The sequence below is a fragment of the Paenibacillus sp. S-38 genome, from assembly GCF_049942825.1.
Lineage (GTDB): Bacteria > Bacillota > Bacilli > Paenibacillales > NBRC-103111 > Paenibacillus_G.
In genome coordinates, this window is the sequence record NZ_CP187970.1 from 2,592,465 (window position 1) to 2,616,008 (window position 23,544).

19 protein-coding genes and 1 riboswitch are annotated in these 23,544 nt (G+C 59.2%); of the genes, 16 read left to right on the plus strand and 3 right to left on the minus strand.

Annotation, left to right across the window (positions count from 1 at the left end):
- Positions 1-11: 11 nt before the first annotated feature.
- Positions 12-440: a PilZ domain-containing protein gene (locus tag ACP26L_RS11930; RefSeq protein ID WP_426452732.1), complete on the minus strand. Its 429-nt coding sequence runs from the start codon at positions 438-440 to the stop codon at positions 12-14.
- Between the two features lie 243 nt (positions 441-683).
- On the opposite strand from ACP26L_RS11930, the gene ACP26L_RS11935 reads away from it, so the two are divergent.
- The 5 genes from ACP26L_RS11935 to ACP26L_RS11955 all read left to right on the plus strand — a co-directional run bounded on the left by ACP26L_RS11935 (position 684) and on the right by ACP26L_RS11955 (position 4,950).
- Positions 684-1,616, plus strand: a complete 933-nt coding sequence (locus ACP26L_RS11935) for an ABC transporter permease (protein ID WP_426452733.1) — start codon at positions 684-686, stop codon at positions 1,614-1,616.
- 154 nt (positions 1,617-1,770) lie between these two features.
- Positions 1,771-2,430, plus strand: a complete 660-nt coding sequence (locus tag ACP26L_RS11940; protein ID WP_426452734.1) for an AraC family transcriptional regulator — start codon at positions 1,771-1,773, stop codon at positions 2,428-2,430.
- A gap of 264 nt (positions 2,431-2,694) precedes the next feature.
- Positions 2,695-3,681 (plus strand): serine hydrolase domain-containing protein, encoded by a 987-nt coding sequence (locus tag ACP26L_RS11945; protein ID WP_426452735.1) that lies wholly within the window; start codon positions 2,695-2,697, stop codon positions 3,679-3,681.
- A 372-nt stretch (positions 3,682-4,053) separates the two neighbouring features.
- Positions 4,054-4,195, plus strand: a riboswitch (cyclic di-AMP (ydaO/yuaA leader).
- A gap of 162 nt (positions 4,196-4,357) precedes the next feature.
- On the plus strand, positions 4,358-4,684 hold the full coding sequence (locus tag ACP26L_RS11950) for a hypothetical protein (protein WP_426452736.1): 327 nt from the start codon (positions 4,358-4,360) through the stop codon (positions 4,682-4,684).
- Between the two features lie 23 nt (positions 4,685-4,707).
- A complete protein-coding gene (locus ACP26L_RS11955; RefSeq protein WP_426452737.1) occupies positions 4,708-4,950 on the plus strand; it encodes a hypothetical protein in 243 nt (80 codons plus the stop codon).
- 573 nt (positions 4,951-5,523) lie between these two features.
- On the opposite strand, the gene ACP26L_RS11960 is transcribed toward ACP26L_RS11955, so the two are convergent.
- A complete protein-coding gene (locus ACP26L_RS11960; RefSeq protein ID WP_426452738.1) occupies positions 5,524-6,441 on the minus strand; it encodes an ArsR/SmtB family transcription factor in 918 nt (305 codons plus the stop codon).
- Between the two features lie 194 nt (positions 6,442-6,635).
- Here ACP26L_RS11960 and ACP26L_RS11965 point away from each other — a divergent pair, with 194 nt between their 5' ends.
- From ACP26L_RS11965 to ACP26L_RS12015, 11 genes are all read left to right on the plus strand, one after another.
- Complete coding sequence (locus tag ACP26L_RS11965; RefSeq protein ID WP_426452739.1) at positions 6,636-8,411, plus strand: glycoside hydrolase family 2 protein; 1,776 nt, start codon at positions 6,636-6,638, stop codon at positions 8,409-8,411.
- 388 nt (positions 8,412-8,799) lie between these two features.
- Positions 8,800-10,110: an extracellular solute-binding protein gene (locus ACP26L_RS11970; RefSeq protein ID WP_426452740.1), complete on the plus strand. Its 1,311-nt coding sequence runs from the start codon at positions 8,800-8,802 to the stop codon at positions 10,108-10,110.
- Positions 10,107-11,942 (plus strand): cache domain-containing sensor histidine kinase, encoded by a 1,836-nt coding sequence (locus ACP26L_RS11975; protein ID WP_426452741.1) that lies wholly within the window; start codon positions 10,107-10,109, stop codon positions 11,940-11,942. Before ACP26L_RS11970 ends, ACP26L_RS11975 begins: the two co-directional genes overlap by 4 nt.
- Positions 11,920-13,536: a response regulator gene (locus ACP26L_RS11980; RefSeq protein WP_426452742.1), complete on the plus strand. Its 1,617-nt coding sequence runs from the start codon at positions 11,920-11,922 to the stop codon at positions 13,534-13,536. Before ACP26L_RS11975 ends, ACP26L_RS11980 begins: the two co-directional genes overlap by 23 nt.
- Before the next feature lie 279 nt (positions 13,537-13,815).
- On the plus strand, positions 13,816-16,050 hold the full coding sequence (locus ACP26L_RS11985) for a helix-turn-helix domain-containing protein (protein ID WP_426452743.1): 2,235 nt from the start codon (positions 13,816-13,818) through the stop codon (positions 16,048-16,050).
- Positions 16,051-16,244: 194 nt separating this feature from the next.
- Entirely contained in the window at positions 16,245-17,219 is a 975-nt protein-coding gene (locus ACP26L_RS11990) for an ABC transporter permease (protein WP_426452744.1), read from the plus strand.
- A 16-nt stretch (positions 17,220-17,235) separates the two neighbouring features.
- The gene (locus ACP26L_RS11995) at positions 17,236-18,108 is read left to right on the plus strand and encodes a carbohydrate ABC transporter permease (RefSeq protein WP_426452745.1); all 873 of its coding nucleotides are present in this window, start codon (positions 17,236-17,238) and stop codon (positions 18,106-18,108) included.
- A 34-nt stretch (positions 18,109-18,142) separates the two neighbouring features.
- Complete coding sequence (locus ACP26L_RS12000) at positions 18,143-19,708, plus strand: extracellular solute-binding protein (RefSeq protein ID WP_426452746.1); 1,566 nt, start codon at positions 18,143-18,145, stop codon at positions 19,706-19,708.
- Positions 19,709-19,985: 277 nt separating this feature from the next.
- Positions 19,986-21,314 carry an ABC transporter substrate-binding protein gene (locus ACP26L_RS12005; protein WP_426452747.1) on the plus strand — a complete coding sequence of 443 codons (1,329 nt, stop codon included), beginning with the start codon at positions 19,986-19,988 and terminating at the stop codon, positions 21,312-21,314.
- Between the two features lie 110 nt (positions 21,315-21,424).
- The gene (locus ACP26L_RS12010) at positions 21,425-22,291 is read left to right on the plus strand and encodes a carbohydrate ABC transporter permease (protein ID WP_426452748.1); all 867 of its coding nucleotides are present in this window, start codon (positions 21,425-21,427) and stop codon (positions 22,289-22,291) included.
- A 12-nt stretch (positions 22,292-22,303) separates the two neighbouring features.
- The gene (locus ACP26L_RS12015) at positions 22,304-23,128 is read left to right on the plus strand and encodes a carbohydrate ABC transporter permease (protein ID WP_426452749.1); all 825 of its coding nucleotides are present in this window, start codon (positions 22,304-22,306) and stop codon (positions 23,126-23,128) included.
- 119 nt (positions 23,129-23,247) lie between these two features.
- Here ACP26L_RS12015 and ACP26L_RS12020 read toward each other — a convergent pair whose 3' ends face one another.
- Positions 23,248-23,523, minus strand: a complete 276-nt coding sequence (locus tag ACP26L_RS12020; protein WP_426452750.1) for a hypothetical protein — start codon at positions 23,521-23,523, stop codon at positions 23,248-23,250.
- Positions 23,524-23,544: the final 21 nt, after the last annotated feature.

The following is a 23,544-nucleotide window of genomic DNA, read 5'->3' on the forward strand; positions in this document are numbered from 1 at the left end:
TTATCCCCTTGTTACTGCGAATGATTATCCGGCACCGGCTGCGGTACGGCTTCGAACTGGGCGGACCAAGGCTTGGTCATGACGGCGGCCTGCGTTCTCAGACGCCCGCTGCCCGCGAGGCTCTCGTGCGTCAGGAAGCGGTTCAGTGCATTGGAGATCGACAGGAAATGCACGCCGTACAGGTAACCGGTCTCGGTATGCTCCTTCCAGACGATCTTTCCGTGCATCTCGCCGAAGAGTGCGTTCTCGAACTTCAGGACGAAGTCGCCGTCCGAAGGAAAGTTTAACGAACACTTGAAGGACAGTCCCGTCAGGGAGATGTCTTTGAGCTCGATGAAGGTCCGCCGGGTCTTCGTTTCTTTATTCTGTATGCTATGTATGGACAAGGACAGGTCCAGCGCCGTCGTGGACCGGTGATGCTGCCGATTTTCGTGTGACATGATGCATGCTCCTTCTAAGATGATGTGCGTCCAGCCGATTCGGTTTAGTGAACTGTATATCAAATATATCAAAAATCGCGAACATTGTCCTGTAATATTAGGAATTCTTTAGGTTCAAAGGCCTATATTTCATCAAATGTTAGAAAAGTTTTAGGTCAACAAAAGACACCGGAAGTCAACAGGCTCCACTAGGAAGCCTCCCGAAAGCGGTTTTATAATAACCGTAAGAGGAGGAGACAGGACATGAACGCCAATCTCAAAGGATTCATACGCAATATCGCGCTTCATCTCATGCTCGTTTCCGGGCTGATCGCGATCCTGATCTACAATTACATCCCGATGGCCGGACTCGTCATTGCATTCCAGGAATTCTCGCCGATCGGCGGCTTCCGGGTCATGAACTGGGTCGGACTCGATAATTTCAAGTACCTCTTCGAGCTGCCCGGCTTCTATCAGGTGGTATGGAACACCGTCTTTATCTCCGTCATGAAAATTATTGCAGGTCTGACCGTACCGGTCCTGGTGGCTCAGCTGCTCAACGAGGTCCACTCCTCGGGCTTCAAGCGGTCGGTGCAGACCATTATTTATATGCCTCACTTCTTCTCGTGGGTCATTCTTGCGGGGATCCTGATCGATGTGCTCTCGCCGAGCGGAGGCATCGTCAATATGGCGCTGAAGGCGGCGGGCTATCCTCCGATTCAGTTCCTCGCCAGCAACGACTGGTTCCCCTATGTACTCGTCATCAGCGACCAGTGGAAGGAATTCGGCTTCGGCACCATCATCTATCTTGCTGAACTGACGAGCATCGACAGCTCGCTGTACGAAGCGGCCGTGATGGACGGGGCGGGGCGGTGGAAGCAGACCTGGCATATCACGCTGCCGGGCATCCGCCCGATCATCATCCTGATGCTGGCGCTGAGCCTCGGGAATGTCTTGAACGGGGGCTTCGACCAGGTGTTCAACCTGTACAACCCGCTGGTCTACGAGTCGGGCGACATTCTCGATACGATGATCTACCGGATCGGCCTGCAGGACGTCCAGTATTCCGTCTCGACGGCGCTCGGGCTCATCAAGTCGGTGGTATCCTTCCTGTTCATCGGGCTCGGGTATTTTCTGGCCTACCGCATAGCGAATTACCGGATTTTTCAACTGATTCGACATACATGCCGTGTATAACCCGCATCAGCAGCTCGTTTCTATCATCTGATAAGTACTAATAAACGACGAATCGTTCTTAAAAGGATGGCTCAGCCGTTTCTATCAACAAAAGCACGGTACTGCGCTTTCGCACTTTTTCCATAACAATACTCATCGAAAGGGGTTACCGCCGATGCATCATATCTTGGCTCCGTACCGCTGGTTTCTTCGTATCAATTATGCGGTGCTTACCCTGCTTGCGCTGCTCTGTCTCTTTCCGCTGGTGAACATTCTCGCGATCTCCTTCAGCTCGAGCGCTGCGGTGGCGGCGGGGAAGGTGACCTTCTGGCCGGTGGATTGGACGCTTTCGTCCTATACTTACATGATGGATAACCGCCAGTTTACGGGCTCGTTCCTTGTCAGCTTGACCCGGGTCACGCTTGGGGTGGCGGTCAACCTGGTACTCACGATCCTGGTGGCCTATCCGCTGTCCAAGGATGCCCGCACATTCCGCTCCAGGACCGTGTATGCCTGGATCTTCGTCTTCACGATGCTCTTCAGCGGAGGCCTGATTCCAACTTACCTTGTCGTCAAGGAGACGGGAATGCTGAACTCCGTCTGGGCGCTGATCCTGCCCGGTGTGGTGCCGATCTTCAACGTGCTGCTCATGCTGAACTTCTTCCGGGGACTGCCGAAGGAGCTTGAGGAGGCCGCGCTGTCCGTGAAGGAGGTGGCGGCCGAGACGGGATACCCCGATGACAAATATTTTATGCGCCTGTTCCGGCACCACACGAATATGACCCCGACGCAGTATCGCAATGCTTATCACAAAACGTTTATGAACAATGTGTAGATACGGCAGATACCACCCGGAAGGGGTGGTATTTTGTTTTTCATCTAAGAATTTGAATCTCACCAGCGTTCATCCTGCTGTATCCTCAAAAATAGGATAGTAAATTAATTCCAATAGTGATATCATAACAATATCATAGCGAAATTGAGGTGTCCGCAGATGCATCAAGTGATAGAAGAATGCTTGACACAAAAAGGCGTTCAGCGCTGGGCCCGTCGGCCGGCACATCAAGTCACGGTCGGGATTCTTCATCCCTCCGGCCGAATGATATGGACGGGTGAGAGAGCATCCGAGGAAGCATCCGAGGGATCCGACCGTCCGAAGCGGATCTATGAGATCGGCTCCATTACCAAAACCATGACCGGCTTGCTGCTGGCCGCCGGGGAGATCGAGGGGGTATGGAGACGTTCCGACCGGCTGTCGGATTTGCTTCCGGACCTCTCTTCAAGTCCATTCGCCAATCAAAAGACGCTGCTCCATCTCGTTACCCATACTGCCGGCCTGCCGGATGTACCGGGCAATTTCAAAGCCGCCATCACGGACCGGCTCAATCCGTACGCCAACTATGATGAGACGCGATTGATCGAAGCCGTTCTGGCGGAGAAACCGGCGGAGCACAGCAGGCACCGGTATTCCAACTACGGCTTTGGCCTGCTGGGGTGGCTGCTCAGCAAGCGGCTCGGCATGAAGCTCCACGAGGCCTTGAACCGGTACGTGTTCCACCCCCTTGGCATGCCGGATACTGCTGCAGGCAGCGGACCGAACACACAGGGGCAGCTCCTGCCGGTGTACAGTTCGGGGGGGAAACCGCGGAAGCATTGGGACTTCCAGGATGCCCTGGGGGGCGCCGGGGCGGTGCGCTCGACGATAACCGATATGCTGAATTATTTGGAAGCTCATCTAACCCCCGCCTCCTCTGCGGCGGATTCAGCGATGTTGAGTTCGGCCGTGGAAGAGTCCTTAAGCGAGCATGCTGCCATTATGCCCGGCAGAGGGATTGGGATCGGCTACGCCTGGATGAGATACAGGGAGAAGGACGGAACGGTCACGCATTGGCACAATGGGGGAACCTATGGCTCAAGCTCCTTTATTGCCTTGAATCGGGCCAAAGGAGTGGGCTTCGTCATCTTATCGAACAACGGTCCTTCACTGCTCGGCCAATTGGCGCCCCTGCTGGGGCTCCGGCTGATGTCCGTCGATGAATTGGCCTCCCGATTAACGAAGAAGCTGTTGGCCGCAAGCAGCGGGTAGTCCGAGGGGCACAACTTGCGGCTCGACCCGGGAGGGCTTGTGAGAAACCAGGTAGACTAAAACCGGGTGAGATGAACCGGGAGGGATGAAGCGCGGCGGCGCTGAAAAAAGAACGGACGAAATGCCGTATAAGGCCGCGGCTGCGGTGGAATCCCATGGCCCGGGCAGCTGGCCTGGCTGCGTTGGGCGCTCGGGGGAGCGCCTCGCAGCAGTAACCGCCTTCCGGAGAAGCCGGGGAGGCGGCTGGGCCGGATGTTCCCGCACGGAGGCGGTGTAATCCGCCTTATCGTTCGAGTAGGGGGGCGCGGACGGAGCGGTATATCATGGAAAATGGGGATGAAAGCCTTGACGGAAGCTCCAACGGCCCGGTATGATTAACCTGCGCTTAATTGCCGGGCCGGTTGGTCTCGGGAAGCGGGGGAACCAAGTTTTTGGGGCGTATCATGTGATCATGTAGGGGACCATCTACCCCGAGCCCGACAGCTAACCTCGTCAGCGGAAGATGGGTCGGAGCCATATTCAGCTCGTAATGAATGACCCGCAGCCACGGGTCTTTTTTTGTTCATACGGGGCCCATGGATAGACGCCGGTCGGAAGCCAGTCTTCCGCCCGCGACATGGGTCTGTTTGGCGTGCACCACATGCCGTGAACCGGAAGGAAAAGGGGAGGATGTCTCATGATGCAGCGCATCACCAGCAGCAGTCTGCAGGAACTGAGCAGGGAACAGCAGGAGAGGCTGCGCCGGCAGTGGACGCCGCAGGAAGGAGACTACATGGCGATTGGAGATCACGAAGAGATGGTGTATTACCTCAACGGCGTGGACTCGGTCAAAGCGCTGCCTCTCTTGACGATCGGGGAGATGATCGCCTATTTGAACGCGCAGGGAGGTCCCGTGGAGATTCGTGAAGCGTCCGGGAACTGGAGCGTGCGGGCCGGAGGAGAAGAATCTCGGTCGCCTGAGCTGTGCCAGGCCCTGTGGGAAGCGGTCAAGCGGGTGCTCTGAGGGCTTCTGAGGAAGATGGGAGGATGGCACCGGACCAGTTGATCTGGCCGAATCCCTATCTCACGCAGTCCATACGGGGACAGATGCAGGGAAGCACGACTGCCGGACGGATGGTCGCAGCTGCCACTGCTGCAGGCGGAACAGATCCGCTGTTCGCCCCAGGCGGCCGCGATCCGCGGCCTGCAGTTCGTGCCGGAAGGTATGCGATTCCGCCTCACCCTACGGTTACCGAGCGTTTCGGCACGGCGCCAAAGCGTTCGTTTTAAAAATAGCGGATGTGCGGTGTCTTATTGGGGGATTTCCCGGCATTTCCCGAAACATAGCGGAATTCAAATGCCTTATCAGGGGAAAAGGGACTTGGAATCCGCGCCCGTCCCTGGAATAGCTCATCTGAGTTCCTTTATTTCTGGTGGGTACCATCGAAAAGTGGGAATAACGCACCGTACTTCCTCTATTTATATAGACAGCTTGCGCGTCAGCAGGATAATGTTATCAATTCCATAATGTGAACAAAGCCGTGCAGGAGAAAGCATCTGCACGGCTTTTTGGCGATGCGCCGCCCAGCGTGCGGTGCTGGCCGCGGAACGCCGGGGCCCTGCCGGTTGGATGATGCCGCGCTGCTGTCAGGTGGGGCGCGCAACTTCGCGGGGCGGAGGAACCCTGGGCGGCGGTTCGGGTGAGCGGTGCCGCCCGGATCCCCTTATTCGTCAGCTCCACACGGTGCCGCGCTTTCACCCCGAATCTATCAACCTCGTCGTCTGCAAGGGGTCTTACATATTGGAAAATCTCATCTTGAGGGGGGCTCCCCTGCGAAGCGCTGCCCGCAAAGCCGCCTTCCGCTAAGCTTCGTAACGGATCCGGACCTCAATCTCCTGGTCATAATGGCCGAAGTGCCGGCCAAAGAGGCTGACGCCGCCGGGATGCTCGGCCGTCTCGGGGCAGGCGATGCGAAAGAGAAGATCTTCCCCGGTTCCAATGGCAAGGTCCGCGGAAGTCAGTCCGGACAGCCGGACCCCGTCGAGATAGGTGCCGCGTTCGTCTATGGTGACCGTCTTCAGCAGACCGTGCTGCGTCCCGAGATTCCACCACTTCGGCGTATGGACGCCGGGCGTGCTGCCGAAGTCTCCGGGACAGGTCCAGGTGCCGAGCACCGTGTCCACCAGCGAGAAGGTGATATCGGAAGGCCAGTGCTCGTTATAGCCGGGCGCTTCGGAGCAGATCTCGAGCGACAGGGAGAAGCTGCGGACGGTTTGTCTGCCGACGAGATAGTTCGGGATGCGGTATTCGATGAAGCCGGAGGCGAACCAGAGATGCTTCGCCTTCACGTGCTCCGGGTCGGAAAAATACCGGGGGTCGTCCACCATGCCAATGACACCGGACTCCGAGGCTAGGCCGCAGGTCGGTTTCACGCTGCAGCGCTCGTACTGGCCGACAGGGATCGAGACGGCATAGCCGTTGCGTTCCTCCTGCTCCGGCTGCGGCTCCGGGCTCTTCAGCTGGAGCACGATGGAGTCCGGGATGAGATAGCAGACCTTGCGCCGGCCCCGGGTGCCGGAGATACTCTCCGTTCCAACGATCCCGTTCTCCTCCAGCTTCTGAATGTGTTTGGTGATAATGGCGGAAGAGAGCTCGAGCGTATCCGCCAGCTCCTTGATGTTCATCGGCTGCATGCCAAGCAGCTCAATCATCCGCACACGGGTCTCGGAGCCGAAGCATTCGAGCAGGGACATATGACGGCTGTTCACGGGAATGTTCATGTAGGGTAAGCCTTTCGGGTGTGATTTTGACACGAGCACGGTCCTTCAAGGACAGCAAAGCCTCTAATCATCTTTTATTATATTCCTCAAAAGTTAATTAATCAACTTTTGGTTGACGTATTCGGAGGATGGAAGGCATAATAGGGGTGTGAAAACGTTATAAACTGTTAATTAATTAACCTACGGGGAAACTAATGGAGGAGAAGCAGATGACGGACCATCTTCGAGCGGAGCATCCGCGCCCGCAGTTTGTAAGAGACCAGTGGATTCATCTCAATGGAGAGTGGGAGTTCGACTTCGACGACGAGCAGGCAGGGGACCGGGAGCGCTGGCACACCGGCTCCAGGGAGTTGACCAAGCGGATCCAGGTGCCGTTCGCCTTCCAGAGCAAGCTGAGCGGCATCGGAGACCCGGACTTCCATGACATCGTCTGGTACCGCAGGAAGCTGACCGTGCCGGAGACGTTCGCCGGACGCCGCATCCTGCTTCACTTCGGCGCGGTGGATTACGAGGCTTCGGTCTGGGTGAACGGTACGCTCGTGGCGCGGCATGAGGGCGGCCATACTCCGTTTCATGCGGATATAACGGAGGCCCTGAAAGCGCAGGACGGGGACAACGTGCTGGTCGTCAAGGCCTCCGACTTCAGCCGGGATGTCACGCTGCCGAGGGGCAAGCAGTACTGGCTGATGGATTCGGCAAGCATTTTTTACACCCGGACCACGGGGATCTGGCAGACGGTCTGGATGGAGGCGGTATCCCCCGTCCATCTGGAGAAGGTCCGGATGACGCCGGATATCGACCGCAAGTCCATTGAGATTCGCAGCTTCATCCAGGGGGCTGAGCAGAGCGGGAATCTGCGGCTGAAGGTGGACATCTCGTTCGACGGGAAGCCGGCAGCGGAAGATGTATACCGCATTACGGGCAGCCGGCATACCCGCAGTATCCGGCTTGAGGACTTCAACGACCACGGGCTCGGCGGCTGGTGGACGCCGGAGCATCCGAACCTGTACGATGTGACGTTCACCCTACTCGACGGGGAGAGCGTAGTGGATACGGTCAAGAGCTACTTCGGCATGCGGAAGGTATCGGTCGAAGACGGGAAGCTCTGCATCAACAACCGACCGTATACGATGAAGCTGGTGCTTGATCAGGGCTACTTCCCGGACGGCAACCTGACCCCTCCAAGCGACGCCGCGATCCGGCAGGATGTGGAGCTGACGAAGGCGATGGGCTTTAACGGGGCGCGCAAGCACCAGAAGCTCGAAGACCCGCGCTACCTGTACTGGTGCGACCGGCTCGGCCTGCTTGTCTGGAGCGAGGCGGCCAATGCGTATGAATACTCGGAGGAGTATGTGCACCGCTTCACCCGCGAGTGGCTGGAGTCGGTGGAGCGGGATTACAACCACCCGTCCATCGTGGCCTGGGTTCCGCTCAACGAGAGCTGGGGGGTGCCGAACATCCAGATCGACAAGCGGCAGCAGCAGCACGCTCTGGCGATGTACCATCTGACCAAATCGATCGATGAGATGCGTCCGGTCGTATCTAATGACGGGTGGGAGATGGTCACGACCGATCTCTTCAATATTCACGATTACGAGTGGCGCAGGGAGGTGCTTCAGGAGCGGTACAGCACTGCGGACAAGGCGGTCTCCGCCATGCCGGCCAACCGGCGCCTGGCGGTCGAGGGCTTCCCGTATGCCGGGCAGCCGATCATCGTCACGGAATTCGGAGGCATTGCCTTCAAGAAGAGCGATTGGGAGGGCTGGGGCTACTCGGGCGCGGAGAACGAGGAGGACTTCGAGCGGCGCCTGCGCAGCGTGATCCAGCCGCTGCTGGAGTCCCCGGTCGTGCAGGGCTACTGCTATACCCAGCTGACGGATGTCGAGCAGGAGATCAACGGACTGCTCACCTACGACCGTAAGCCGAAGATCCCGCTCGAGATCATCAAACGGATCAACGACGGGTTGTAACCCGGGCAACGCAGTCCCAGGCCGGCAGCCGGGGCAGGTACGAGCAATACCCGGGGCAGTGAACGAGGCCCGCTGTCCAGGACAAGGGGCTGCCGGCGGAAACAGCCACATCATTCTAATTCCCCTCGCGTCCGGACGGAGGATCCGGGAAGACCTGGGCGGCCGGTTATGGGCGGCCGGGTTCGCCTCGGAGCAGCGGATTCAAGAAGCCAAGCGGATGGGCGTTCGCTTGGCTTTTTTGCCATACCTATCCCAGCATGGAATGGGGCTTCGCCACCTAAAAATATGTCCATATTTACCAACCCCGTGCCATGTACAATGCTGCGGAGGATCGGCTATGCTTAAGGTTCCAATCATCAAAGTGAGACTGGGTTGCGGAGGTTGACACATGACACGCATAGGAAGGCTGTGCCGCAGTGCCTTACTCCTCACGGCAGTCGCTTTGGGGACGGGTGGATGCCTGGGCTCGGGGACGCAGGAGGGGCCGCTGCCGGCTGCTAATGAAAGCGCGACTACGAAAATCACGTTCTGGACCCCCTTCAGCGGCGGGGACGGCTTGTATATGATCGATCTGGTGAAGCGCTACAATCAGGAAAACGCGGACGGGGTGACGGTGGATCTCATCAACAATAAATCTGAAGACTATTACACGAAGCTGACGACCTCCATTGTGACGGAGGAAGCACCGGATGTGGCAGTGGTGCACGCCTCACAGTTCGCCCAGCTGCAGGCGGCCGGATTCCTGGACGCCATCGACGGGGAGGCCGGGAGCGCGGGAATCCGCTGGGGGGACTACAACCCGGCAGTTGTCGAAGCCACCGTGGCGGACGGCAGGCATTACGCGGTTCCGCTCGACACCCATTTTTACGTCATGTACTACAACAAGCGGTGGCTGAGGGAAGCGGAGCTGCTGACCGGTGAAGGGAAACCGAAGCTCGTACAAGGGGAGGAAGGCTTCACCCGGTTTCTTGAGACTCTCCGGGAGCGCGTGCCGAAGGAGGTGGCGCCGCTGGCCATGCCCAGCATGCGGATCGACGCTTATTGGTTGTGGTGGTCGCTCTATAACCAAATCGACGGCGGCAGGGAGATGTATACCGATGACGGAAGCTTGGCTTTGAATGACGCTGCAGCGCTCCGCGCTCTTCAGTATGTCCGGAGCCTGTATGCCGGCGGGCTGATCCCGCCGGACGTCTCCGATGCCGTGAAGCTCTTCTCCGAAGGCCAGGCCGCTGTGCTGTTCCTCGGCGTATGGGGGACGGGCATCTTCGAAAAGCTGCCGGAGCTCGACTTCGGCGTCGTGCCCTTCCCCACCCTGTATGACCGGCCTGCCTCCTGGGGGGATTCGCACACCTTGGCTTTTCCAGCGGGGATGATCAAGGATCCCAAGCGGCGGACCGCCGCCACCCGGTTCGCGAACTGGGTGGCGCAGCACGGGGCCGACTGGGCGAGAGCCGGGCATATTCCGGCGGCCTTCCATGCGCTCGAATCGCCGGACTTCCGGGCGCTGCGGCACCGGTCCGACTATGCGGCGGCCGCCGAATATACGGTGTATTATCCGAAGAGTCCCAGGCAGGGGCGGATCAATGCGGCGGCCCAGCGCAGCTTCGAGCTGATGCTGGCCGGGAAGCGGACGCCGGCCGAAGTGCTGGAGGGGCTGAAGCGGACGATCGTAGAGAATGCAGGGGAGCCGAGGCCATGAGAACAAAGCATCTTCGCGATCTGCTGCACCGGCAGCCGCTGCTCCACAAATTCATGATCGTGAGCCTGGTCCTGATCTCTCTGCCCCTGCTCGTCGCGAGCACGGTCAGCTATCTGGGTTACTCGGCCTCCATCCAGCGCAATGTCGGCAAATATCAAGGGGATGCCGTCCGGGAGCTGACGGCCAATATCGATACTTATATGAAGGAACTCGGCCTGCTGTCGACGCTGCCGTACCAGCTGCCGGAGGTGATGCGGTTTCTGGCGACTCCACGGCCGGAAGGCAGGCCTCCCTCGTTCGACGAGCGGGCTGCCCTCGAGGAGCTCGTCAAGCTCGTGTTCACGAACGGGCGTGTCGATGTGGTGGGGATGTACCTCTACGGGGAGCGGGGGGCCGCATATGTGCTGCGGCCGGACAGCGCCGCTCACTTCTCCGCGTCCGGTTGGAGGCAGGAGCCCTGGGCGGAGGCGGCCTCCCGCACCGGCCGTGGTGTGTATATCGGACTGCATGAAGTGAGATCCACCGGCGGGGCTCCGTTCGAAGTCTTTTCTCTGGCCCGTAAGCTTCGAAGCCTGGAGACCGGCGAGGACCTCGGCTATATCGTACTGGACGTGGAGATCCGCAGCGTCCGGAGCAAGCTCGATCAGATGTCTACTTCACCATCCGAGGACGTGGCGCTCGTAGACGGCCAAGGGTCCATCGTCTATGCGAAGGGCTCCCGTTTACAGGCGGAGTCGCTGGCGGGCTACCGGGGAGCAGGGACGCTGACCGTCAGCCGCGGGGGCCGCGAGGAGCTGATGACGTACCGGACCTCCGACGTCACGGGCTGGACAACGGTGAAGACGGTCCCCCTGACGGCGCTCCTGCAGGAGACCGAGAGCGTGCGCCGTTCGATTATCGGCATCGGCCTGCTCTGCCTGCTGCTGGGCCTCGTGCTCTCGGTCTGGCTGTCGCTGCGCATTACCCGGCCCATCAGCCGCCTGCGCAGCGTCATGAAGCGGGTGGAGCGCGGGGAACTCGGCGTATCCGTACCGATCGAGAGCAGGGACGAGGTCGGGCAGCTCAGCCAGACGTTCAACCTGATGGTCTCGCGCCTCAGCGATCTCGGCTACCGGCTCTACGAGTCGGAGATCCGGGAGAAGGATTCCCAGATGGCGGCGCTGCAGAGCCAGATTAATCCGCATTTTCTGTACAACACGCTCGGTTCCATCTCGATGTATGCCGAGCTTGGCGGCAGCCGGGAGGTTGTCAAGATGACGAATACCCTGAGCCGTCTGCTGCGCTACAGCATCGGCAGCAACCGGCATGAGGTGCCTCTGTCGCAGGAGCTCGAGCATGTGAACGGGTACATGGCGATTCAGGGCATTCGGTATGAGGAGCGGCTGACCTTCATCACCGAGATCGGGGAGGAGCTCCTCGGCTTCGCGGTGATCCGCCTGATCCTGCAGCCGATCGTCGAGAACTGCATCATCCACGGCTTCGAAAAGGACTGGGGAAGCGGCACGATCCGGCTCAGGGCCGTCCGGGAGAACGGCTGCATGAGGATCACCGTTGTGGATGACGGCCCCGGCATGGAGCCTCTCCGGCTGCAGGAGCTGCGGAGAAGAATTCATGAAGCACCGCTGCCGGAAGGCCCCGGCGGGCACGGGCTGGTGAATGTCCACCGGCGGATTGCTCTGCGGTACGGGAACCAGTATGGGCTGACCGTCGACAGCGGACCGGGGAGCGGCACGAGCGTCAGCCTGCTGCTTCCTCTGGTCAGCCTAAGAGAAGACGGGGACCCGGATAGAACGAGGGGGGATGAACGGTATGCCGACCTTATTGATCGTTGATGACGAATCGGTCTTCCGCAGAGGGCTCGAACATCTGCTGGCAGACCTGGCGCCCGACTGGACGGTCGCCGGTACGGCGAGGGACGGGGTGGAGGCGCTGGAGCGGATGGAAGCCTGCCTGCCCGACGTGGTGATCACGGATATCCGGATGCCCCGGATGGACGGCATTCAGCTGCAGTCCATCATCAAGGAGCATTACCCCGGGGTGCGCTGCATCGTGATGAGCGGCTACAGCGATTTTGCCTATGCCCGGGAGTCGCTGAAGATGGGGGCCAAGGATTATCTTATGAAGCCCCCCGAGAGGGAAGAGCTCTTCGGCACGCTGGCGAAGCTCAAGGAAGAGTGGCTGGAGGAGCATGCCAGAAGGCGGGAGTCTACAGAGGAAGACCAGGAGGAGAAGCAGGTGCGTCAGCAGCTCCGACAGCACATTCTGTCTTCACTGGTGGCGGGCACGATCCATGCGGAGGAGCTGGAGCTGCTGGACCGCGTGGGCCTGAGCTTCCCCTATCCCGCCTGGACGTGCTGTGTGGCCCATCTCGACCGCGATTCGGTTGCGGAGAGCCGGTATTCGCTGGCCGATCCCTCGCTCTTCGCGCTGTTCATCTCCCAGTTCGTGCAGGAGCTCATTCCCCCGCGGATGCGCGGGGAGCTCTTCATCTCGGGGGACTCGAAGGTGGTCGCGCTGCTGAACCATGAAGCGGGGGAGGGGGAGGAAGTCGTCCGCCTGGCGAAGCGCGTGTGCCACCAGATCCGGACGCTGTCGAGCCTGACCGTCACCATTGGGGTGGGCGGAGCCGCAGGCGACCTGGAATCGGCGGCGCGTTCGTTCGCCGAAGCGGAGGTGGCGCTGCTCTACCGGCTGGTGCAGGGCGGCGACCGCGTGCTGACCTACGAGGCCACCGCCGGGAACGGGGGGCGGAAGGCGGAGCTGCCCGGCAGCGACTGGCGCCTGCTCGAGGAGGCGGTCCTAGAAGGCCGCGCCGGGAACGCGGAGGCCGCCGCCCGCCAGTGGGCCGGCGAGCTCTTCGGCCGCAGCGCCGATCCGGGCGCGATCCAGCAGCAGGTCTGCAAGACCGTGCTGCACTTCTACGAGACAGCGGTAAAGCGGGACTGCGTGCAGGCATGGCTCGAGGCGAGGGAGATCAAGCAGGTGCTCGCGGAGCTGTGCTCGATCTCCTCGCGGTCAGAGCTCACGGCGGCGTTCGGGGAGATCATCGGCCGGCTCGCCGCCGTCCTGTCCTCCCGCAGGGCGGGGGCGGCCGTCCATCCGGTGGTGGCCGTGCTGGCGTATATCCGCGAGCACTATGCGGAGCCGATTACGCTGAGCGGGGCGGCCGAGAGAGTGTACCTGAACCCCTCCTACCTCAGCACCTTGTTCAAGACCCGGACCGGGGTGTCCTTCATTGAATATTTGACGAACCTGCGGGTGGAGGAGGCGAAGAAGCGGCTCCTGTATTCCCCGGAGAAGATCGCTTCCATCGCGGAGGCATCGGGCTTCTCGAATATCCGGCACTTCAACCGGGTGTTCAAGTCGGCCACCGGCCATACCCCGCTGGAGTTCCGGAAGGAGCATCGAGGAGGGAACCCGTTGTGACGGAGGCCGGCCTGCCATGGGTTTCGGCCTGCAATGTGTCGGACTGAAGCACGCAGCCCGATCAACCAAACCCGAGACAGCGGGAGGCCCCGCCCCCTAGGATCTGCGCAATGCAGGTCCTTTTTGGGCATGAACCTGCCACCGGAAAGACATTGATGGAAGCGCTTCAAAGTGGTAAGCTAGGGAAAAAATTGAAATGCCGCGGGCAGCCAGGTGTTGGAAGGAGAGAGAGGACGGGGCATTGTTCAGGACCAATAAGGCCCAGGAGGATGAATCAGGATGAGGATGAATCTGTATTACCGGATGCTGTTGTCCTACACGCCGATCTTTTTTGTAGTGATCTCCGTTTTGATTTTTTCCTTTTATTCCGTGCTCAGCGGCTCCGCCCAGAACCAGCTCCGGATGATGAACGAGGCGATCGCCGTGAAGGTCCTTCAGGCCATCGACGCCAACATGAAATCGGCGGAACGGATGGTGGTCAAGGAAATGAATATGAACCGTTCCCTTGCTGATTTTTTTACCGCTTCCGGGGATCAAGCGCTGTACGACTATTTCCGAATATCCCAGAATATGGAGGAGCTATCCTCCATTCTCCCCTTCTCCAACTCCATCTACTTATACAATCCAAACTCCGGTATGGTGCTGTCGAGAAGCGGCCTCTCGGCGCTGGACCAATTCGGGGACCGTTCCTTCCTGGAAGCTGCTTACCGGGCCGCAGGGAACGGGAAGGTGTGGACCGACCCCCGAACGTTCAAGGAATTCATTCATGAAAACGGTGAAGAGCGTGTGGTCTCGCTGGCCAAGCTGTATCCCTACAGCGGGGAGAAGCAGGGCATGATTGTGGTCAATATCCGGGTGCAGGCCCTGCTTCGTTTCGTCAAGGAATTGAACGGGTTTGATGCCGGTCCTGTGCTGCTTCTGGGCAGCGGCGGAGATACCTTTGAAGGCGGGGCAGCCGCTAAGCCTCCTGCCCCGGAAGGGGACGCTTCCGTCCATACCCGATCGGACTATACGGGTTGGACGTATGTGTCGGTTGGGCCCGGGGACAGGAAGCTGTCCCTGCTGTCCGGGCTGAATGAGATGTGGATGATCGTCGGGATCGTCGTGACCGCCTGCGGCCTCCTCTGGTTTACCTATATCACCCACCGCAATTACAAGCCGATCCAGACGATCGCCGGCCGCATCCGGAACTATACCAAGCGCAAGAGCGGCGAGCTGGTAGGGCATGCCGAGAAGGACGAACTGAAGTTCATCGAGGCGGCGATCGACGGACTGCTCGAGAGGGCCGGACAGTACGAGCAGCTGCATCAGGATGATCTGCTCCTCCGCAGGAGGCAGACGCTGTTCGATTGGCTCGAAGGGCATAAGGCGATGCCGATGGTGCAGTGGCGGGAACAAATGGCGAAGCTGCAGCTGCGGCCCGACTTCGAGCGGTTAACGGCGGCGGTGGTGGAGATCGACCGGTTTTCCCACTTCGCCGCCGCTTACCATGCCTCCGACCGGTATCTGCTTACCTTCGTGCTCAGCAATGTGCTTCAGGAGATCGCCCAGAGCGAAGGACTCTATGTGTGGAACGAATGGCTGGAGCCGCAGCAGATGACGATCCTCTTCTATCAGGACGGCGGTGTGAACCAGGAACGGGTAAGGGACGCAGTGAGCAAGCTGCAGGAGTGGACGGCGGACAACCTGGGCTTTACGGTGTCGGCGGGCATCGGCTCGGAGGCCCACTCTCCGGACGAGGCGGTCCGCTCGTATGCGGAAGCCAAGGAGCACATCTCGTATAAGCCGGTCTTCGGCGTGGGGGCGATGATCGGCGGCGGCGATCTGCAGTCCAAGGCGAAGGGGCGCATCTTCCCCCATCTCCAGTCCTGCAGGACGCTGGCGAAGTCCCTGCGTACCGGCGACGGAAAGTGGCACCAGCATCTGCTCCAGCTCTACCAAGAGCTGAAGAAGGGGCGGTTCTCGCAGAAGGATATCGAAACGGTAACGAGTTACATGATTTATCATTTGCACAAAGAGATGATCGATATGTCGGGCGAAGTGGGGCGGCTTGTTCAAGACGAAATGATGCCCGAGCTCGAGCGAATCGCCGGAGGCTCGGAGACCCTGGAGGAATGGAGCGCACGGCTCGGCTCGGTGCTGACCGGGATGGAGGACCGTGTCCGGTCGCTGCGCTCGGTCAAAAACAATTACGCGCTGATCGGCCAGGTGAAGGAATATATTGAGAAGCATTACGCGGACCCCAATCTGTCCCTGAACCAAATCAGCGACCGGTTCGAGATGAACCCGCGCTACCTGAGCAGGCTCTTCAAGGAGGAGTTCGGCGAGAAATTCATCGATTACATGCTCAGGGTCCGGCTGGAGGAAGCGCAGAAGCTGCTGCTCCATACGTCACTTCCGGTTCAGGACATCGCGGAGAAGGTCGGTTATGTCCACGTCATCTCGTTTCACCGCGCGTTCAAGAATATGTTCGGGCAGCCCCCGGGCCATTACCGCAAGCGGGCGGACGGTTAACCGGCGCTGTTTTTTTCGGATACAGGCCTTGATGACGCGGCGTTAGTGCGGTTAGGTTAAGTGATCGCAAAGGTTAATTCCTGTAATTGAAAGCGCTTTATACCTTTTCGATAAGCGGGCGATTTATGTGAATTGCTCGTCTGCGGCGGCTTGGTTTACTGTGGAGACACCAACCGAAGAAAAGGAGGAAGCCTATGCAAGGCAAGAGACCTGCAGCGCAGGATAACGTCCTGCCCGCCGAATCGTTCGTGCCCGTATCCGTGAAGAAAAGAAGCCGCTTTGTACCGGGGCAGGATTGGCAGTTATATGCGCTCCTGGCGCTGCCGATGCTTTACTTTCTGGTATTCAAGTACATCCCGATGTATGGGGTCACGATCGCCTTCAAGGAGTTCAACATGTTCGAGGGCATCTGGAGCAGCCCATGGGCGGGACTTGCCGCCTTCCGCGAAATATTTGCCATGCAGGATTTCTATAAGGTGCTGCGCAACACGTTCCTGCTCAACCTGCTCGATCTGGCGGTTTCCTTTCCGACCCCGATCGTGCTTGCCTTATTGCTGAATGAAGTCCGCATCCCCTGGTTCAAGAAAGGGGCCCAGACGATCCTTTATTTACCGCATTTTATTTCCTGGGTCATTATCGGGGGCATGGTGTATCAGCTTCTGTCCACCAACACCGGTCTGGTCAACCATCTGCTGAAGGTGTCCGGCATTGGAGCGATTCCCTTCCTGACGGAGCCAACGTACTGGATCATGACTTATGTAGGGACCGGTGTGTGGCAGAATGCGGGTTGGGGCACCATCATCTACCTTGCCGCTCTGACAGGCATCAACAAGGAGCTGTACGAGGCGGCGGACGTGGACGGGGCCGGACGGCTGAGGAAAATATGGAGCATCACTCTCCCCAGCATCAAGCCGACCATTATGATTCTGCTCATTATCAACATCGGACATATGGCCAGCATCGGCTTTGAACGGCCGTTCGTGCTGGGCAATCCGCTAGTGACCGACGTGTCCGACGTGATCAGCACCTTCGTCTACAAGGTGGGCGTCCAGTCGGCGCGATTCTCCATTGCGACAGCCATCGGTTTGTTCCAGGCGGTGGTAGGCCTCATTTTCCTGCTCGCCTCCAACTACATTTCCAAGAAAGTGACCGACCAGGGCATCTGGTGAAGGGAGGGGATCCGCCATGAAAACGTCCGTCAGCGACCGATTGATCGACATACTAATCCTCGCCGTCGTCACGGCCGCATCGTTCCTTTGTCTTGTACCCATTCTGCACCTGGCCTCCGTTTCGCTCAGCTCCAATGATGCCATCCTGTCGAATCAAGTGACGGTGGTTCCCGTCGAATGGAGCACCCTGGCCTACGAGACGGTGCTGAAGGACGTCAAGATGTTCAACTCGCTGTTCTTTACGATCGGGCTGGTCGTCCTCTTTACGCTGATCTGCATGGTGATGACCATCTGTGCGGCCTACCCGCTGACGAAGAAAAAATTGAGGGGCCGGGATTTCTTCCTGCTGACCATCCTGTTCACCATGTTCTTCAGCGGCGGCCTGATACCTGAGTATCTCCTTGTCAAGTCGCTGAAGCTCACCAACACGATCTGGGCGCTGGTGCTTCCCGGGATGATCAACGCGTTCTACCTGATCATTCTGAAATCGTTCTTCTCCTCGATTCCCGAGGAGCTTGAGGAGTCGGCACGGATGGACGGCTGCTCCCACTTCGGCATCCTGGTCCGCATTGTGCTGCCGCTGTCCCTGCCTGTGCTGGCGACGCTGAGCCTGTTCTACGCCGTCGGCCGCTGGAACGGCTTCATGGATGCGCTGTTCTACATCACGGACCAGAACATGTATCCCATTCAGCTTAAGCTGTACCAGCTCGTCATCAGCAATCAGATGAGCGATGCCATGGCTACCGAAGGCATGAGCGCGACCGTACCGATTCCCGAGAGCATGAAAGCGGCGAGCATTATGTTTGCTACCATTCCGATTCTGCTCGTGTATCCGTGGCTGCAGCGCTATTTTATTTCCGGCATGATGATCGGGGCGGTCAAAGGCTAAGCGGTGCCATATGAGAAAAAGGGGATGAACGTTGATGGCCATGAAGAAATCCACGGTCAAAAAAGGAAGCCTTTCCGTTATGGCTGCGCTGCTTGCCGGCATGCTGGCCGCCTGCGGCGGAGATCCGGAGGGCGGAGCGGCGCAGGACGGAGGGAAGGGCAGTCCGGTGACACTCAAGATCGAGCTGTTTGACCGCGGCAATACGCCTCCTGGAGCTCCCCCTCTGACGGAAAGCTTTTTCGTGAAATACATGCAGGAGAAATTCGGAGATCCGAACAACATCAAGCTGGAATTCGTCACGGTGCCGCGGACCGAGGAGGTGCCGAAGCTGAACGTCCTGATGGCGGCGGGCGAGGCGCCGGATCTCATCTTCACCTACAGCGAACCTGCGGTCCAGAACTGGGTGAAGCAGGGAGGACTGACAGAGCTCGGTGCCCTGCTGAATGAGCACGGACCGAATGTGAAGAAATACCTGGGAGACGAGCTGCTGAACTACGGTAAGTTCAGCGGCAAGCAGTATACGATCCCGGCGAAGCGCATCATCCTCGCCTCCCAGACCCCCATCATCCGGAAGGATTGGCTGGACAAGCTGGGGATGCAGCCGCCCCAGACGACGGAGGAGTTCTATGCGGTACTGAAGGCGTTCAAGGAGAAGGACCCCGGGGGAACGGGAGGCAAAGTCATCCCCTACGGGATCAAATACAACAACAATCTCGATCCGCTTCTGCGTTCGTTCTGGACGAAGATGACAGAAGAGGAGTACTATTCGCTCCCGGACCTGATGAAGCCGGGGAACAAGGAAGCCTACCGCTTCCTGAACAAGCTGTATAACGAAGGGCTGGTCAGCCCGGATTTTGCCCTGGATAAGGACGGCAAGAAGTTCCAGGCGGATCTGGTCAACGGCAAGGTCGGCTTCACCGTCACGAACACCAACGAACCGGTGTATATGACGTATTACTCCACGCTGCAGAAGAACGTCCCGGGAGCGGTCCTGCTGCCTGTCGATCCGTTCACCAACTACGAGGGCAAGCACGTCAAAGCGATCTATCACAAGCTCTCCGCCCATATCATGATTCCGAAGTCGAGCAAGCGTGCCGTGGAAGCGGTCAAGTTCCTGAATTGGATGGCCGACTACAAGGTGATCTTCGATCTGCAGAACGGGACCGAGGGCGTGACCTACAAGCTGGGCGAGGAAGGGATTCCGGTCATCCTGGACACGGAAGACGCCAAGCGGGTTATGTACAACTACCTCGATTACAGCATGCTCATCAACGGCAAGGATATGGGCGACCCCGACAAAACGCTGAAAGCCAATGCGGCCGATCCGCGGTACAAGGACTTCACCATGAGCAGCATCAAGATCGGAGAGACGGACGGGCAGCTGCAGCCGCGCTTTGACCGGCCGATCGAAGCCCAGATCAAGTACAGTCAGACGCTGTCCGATAAAGGGATCGAGATTCTGGTCAAAACCGTGACCGCCAAGCCGGCCGATTTTGACAAGCTGTATGACGATATGGTGGCGGAGTATATGAAGATCGGCGGCAGGGAGGTCATGGAAGAGCAGAAGAAGGCCTATCAGGAGATGAAGGGCCCAAAATAAGATCCACCGGGGAGCTGCTGCGGCAGCTCCCTTTTGCCGTGCCTGCCGGGGGGAGAACGCGCGGGTCGGGGGAGAATACGCCGTGCCAAAAATATGTCCATATCCCCCAAAGCGGCGTCATGGTCCGGCGCAGGCCGGCAGGATAAGATGAGAGCAGATCAAGAGGAGCCGCTCCGAACATGCTGCTGCATTGGAAGCTGATCCATTGTATGCCTGCATGTCGGAGGCGGAAGATCCGCCTTGCTCACCAGAGACAACGATCCGGGAGGTCTGCACGATGTCTATACCGCGTCCGTTTACCAAACGCTTCATCCCCGCAGCGAGCCTGCTGCTCGCCGCTTCGCTGGCCCTGTCGGCCTGCGCCAAGACCGATCCGCCGCCGGCCGGCGGCACGGGAGCCGCACCGGCTGAAGGAGGTGCCGCAGCTGCGGCCAAAGTCAAGCTGAACTACTGGACTCCTTTCAGCGGAGGCGACGGCGACTTCATGAACGAGATGGTCAAGAAGTTCAATGAAGAGAGCAAGGACACGCAGGTGGAGATCCTGAACTCCAAGTCGGAAGACTACTACACGAAGCTGCAGACGGCGGTTTCCTCCGACCAGGCGCCGGACGTCGCGGTCATGCATTCAGCCCGGCTGCCGCAGTTCGTGCCGGCCGGAACACTGAGCCCGCTTGACGAGCACGCCTCCGGTGCGGGCGTGAGCTGGAACGATTTTAACAAGAACATCCTCGACTCCACTGTCTATGACAGCAAGCACTACGCGATCCCGCTCGATACCCACGCGCTGGTCATGTACTACAACACCAAGTTCCTCGACCAGGCCGGCGTGCTGAAGGACGGCAGGCCTGTCCTCGAGAAGTCGCCGGAAGGCTTCACGGCCTTCCTGCAGAAGATCAAGGACAGCGTGCCGAAGGATGTGGCGCCGCTTGCCCAGCCGAATGTGCGGATCGACGCTTACTGGATGTTCTGGGGCTTCTACAACCAGCTCAAGGACGGGGGCAAATTCTACGGGGAGGACGGCAAGAAGGGCGCGCTGAACAATCCGGCCGCACTTCAGGCGCTCGAGTATGTCAACTCCCTGTACACGAAGGAACTCATCCCGCCGAACATCAACGATGCGTTCAAGCTGTTCCTCGACGGCAAAGCGGCGGTGCTCGTGACGGGTGTGTGGGGAACGGGCGCGTTCGAGAATGCGAAGGGACTGGAGTTCGGCGTCGTGCCGATGCCGCAGATCTACGACCAGCCGGCGACCTGGGGCGATTCCCATACGCTGGTGCTGCCGAAGCACAGCAAGGAAGACCCGGCGAAGCAGAAGGCGGCGGTGGCGTTCTCGAACTGGCTGGCCCAGCACGGGGCGATGTGGGCCAAGGCGGGCCACGTGCCGGCGGTGACCAAGGTGACGCAGAGCGACGAATTCAAGGCGCTGAAATACCGCAGCGAATACGTGGAGTCGGCGAATTACGTGAAGTACTGGCCGCGTAACGGCAAGCAGGGCCAGATCAACGACGAGATCATCAAGGAATTCGAGAAGATGATGTTCAAGAAGCAGGATGCGGCCACCACGCTGAAGAATGCGGATGCCATCATCGACAAGCTGAACAAGTAGCAGAGGTGGAGGAGGGAGTGGAGCGGGCTCTCCGGCTGACGGAGGGGCATCCGCTCCCTTAACTTCCCTCCTGCCACAACAGAGAGAAGAAGGAAGGAGGCGGAGAAGCAATGACCTACTCGCAGAAAAGCGGCTGGACCGGATTTTGGATGGTCGTGCCTTATCTGCTGTTTTTTACGGCGTTTTCACTGATTCCCATTCTGTACGGGCTGCGCATCAGCTTCTACCAATGGGCGCTGATCGGCGAGCGTAAGTTCGTCGGCCTGCAAAACTATCTTGATCTCTTCTCGGATGCGGAGTTCCTAAGCAACACCTGGCATACGGTCATCTTCGTCGTCGTGTCAGTACCGCTGCTGACGGGCATCGGCCTGCTGCTCGCCCTGCTCGCAAATGGGCTTGCCCGCGGGCACACGCTGTTCCGGGCGGCGGTGTTCCTGCCCATGCTCCTGTCGGTGTCCGTCATCTCGAGCATCTGGGTGATCTTCCTGCAGCCGTATACGGGGCTGATGAGCCAGCTGCTCGGAGCACTCGGTGCCCCGCAGGAGGTATTCTGGCTGTCCGATCCGCTGCTCGCCTGGGTGTCGATTATCCTATCCACGCTGTGGTGGACGGTCGGGTTCGTGTTCATCCTTTATCTCGCGGGCCTGCAGGATATTCCTCAGACGCACTACGAAGCGGCCCGGATCGAGGGGGCCAGCCGCTGGGAGAGCTTCCGGTTGATTACTTGGCCATCCTTGTCGAGAGTGACCGTGCTGGTCGTGGTGCTGCAGACGATCTCATCCTTCAAGATCTTCGGGCAGTCGAAGCTGATTACCGGCGGCGGGCCTGCCGGGTCGACGAAGACCATCGTGTTCTCCATCTACGAAAAAGGGTTCCAATACTTCGAGCTCGGCTACGCTTCGGCGATCTCGTTCGTGCTGCTGCTCATCATTCTGCTGATCTCGCTGCTGCAGTTCCGTCTGCTGCGGGAGAACTAAGGGGGGATTGGTATGATGGACCGGATCTGGAGGGTGGGCATCCGCCTCTTGGCCGTTATTACCGCCGTCGTGTTCCTGACCCCTGTCGTCTGGATGCTGGCGCTCTCGGTCAAGCCGGAAGGGGGCAGCCTGCTTCAGTTAGCCGGGGGCCTGCGCCTCGGCTGGACGTTCGAGAATTACCGCAAGGTGCTTGGCGAAGCGCCGATCTTCGGCTGGATGGGCAACTCGCTCATCGTTGCCGTCTGCACTACCGCGCTCATTCTGCTGCTGAGCTCGATGGCGGCTTATGCTTTCTCCCGGCTTCCGTTCCGGGGCAGCAGGGTGCTCTTCGTGCTCTTCCTCTCGGGGATGATGATCCCCTCCGAGGCTACGCTGATCCCGCTCTACCTGATCATGAAGCAGTACGGCCTGCTCGGCAGTCTGACTTCGCTGATCCTGCCGGCGGTCGCCGCGCCGCTCGGCATCTTCGTCATGAAGCAGTTCTTCGACGGCCTGCCGAAGGAGCTCGAGGAAGCGGCGAGGATCGACGGCGCAGGACCGCTGCGGATCTGGCTGTCGCTCTTCCTGCCGCTGTCCCGTCCGGCGATGGGAGCGCTCGGGATCTTCACCTTCATCGGCTCGTGGAACGACTTCGTCTGGCCGCTGATCTCGATCTCCGACAAAGCGTACATGACGATCACGCTGGGCCTTCCGGCCTTCCAGAGCTCCTACGTTCAGCAGTACGCCCTGCCTATGACGGCCAATGCGCTCGCTACGCTGCCGGTGCTGCTCGTCTTCATTTTCTTCCAGAAGCAGATCATTCAGGGGATTGCGTTCACGGGGGGAAAAGAGGGCTGATGCTGCAGATAAGCCGGCACATCCGACCCGTACACGGCCGGCTGTACAAGCTCAAAAAACCTACTACGTGCAGTAGGTTTTTTGGCGGTATGGGGCATACAGGCGCACTGGCAGGCCGTTCAGCTGAATAGGATCAGCCCGCCTACAGCGGCAATCCAGATCAGGGGGACGAGATTGACAGCAATGGCCGTACGCCGCCGCCGGGTCCGCAGAATCCAAGCTGCTATCGAGCAGCCGAGTACGGCTACGGGATATGCGCTGATACTCAGGAAGAACAGCGTATTCCACAGGGCGATGCCTTGGTCGAACACCATGAACGACAGGGACCAAACGAGAAACCACCCGATAAGAGATATCGCATAAAGACATTGGCTGACTAGAAGATAAGTTCTCATTACACGCCTCCCGTACCTCAT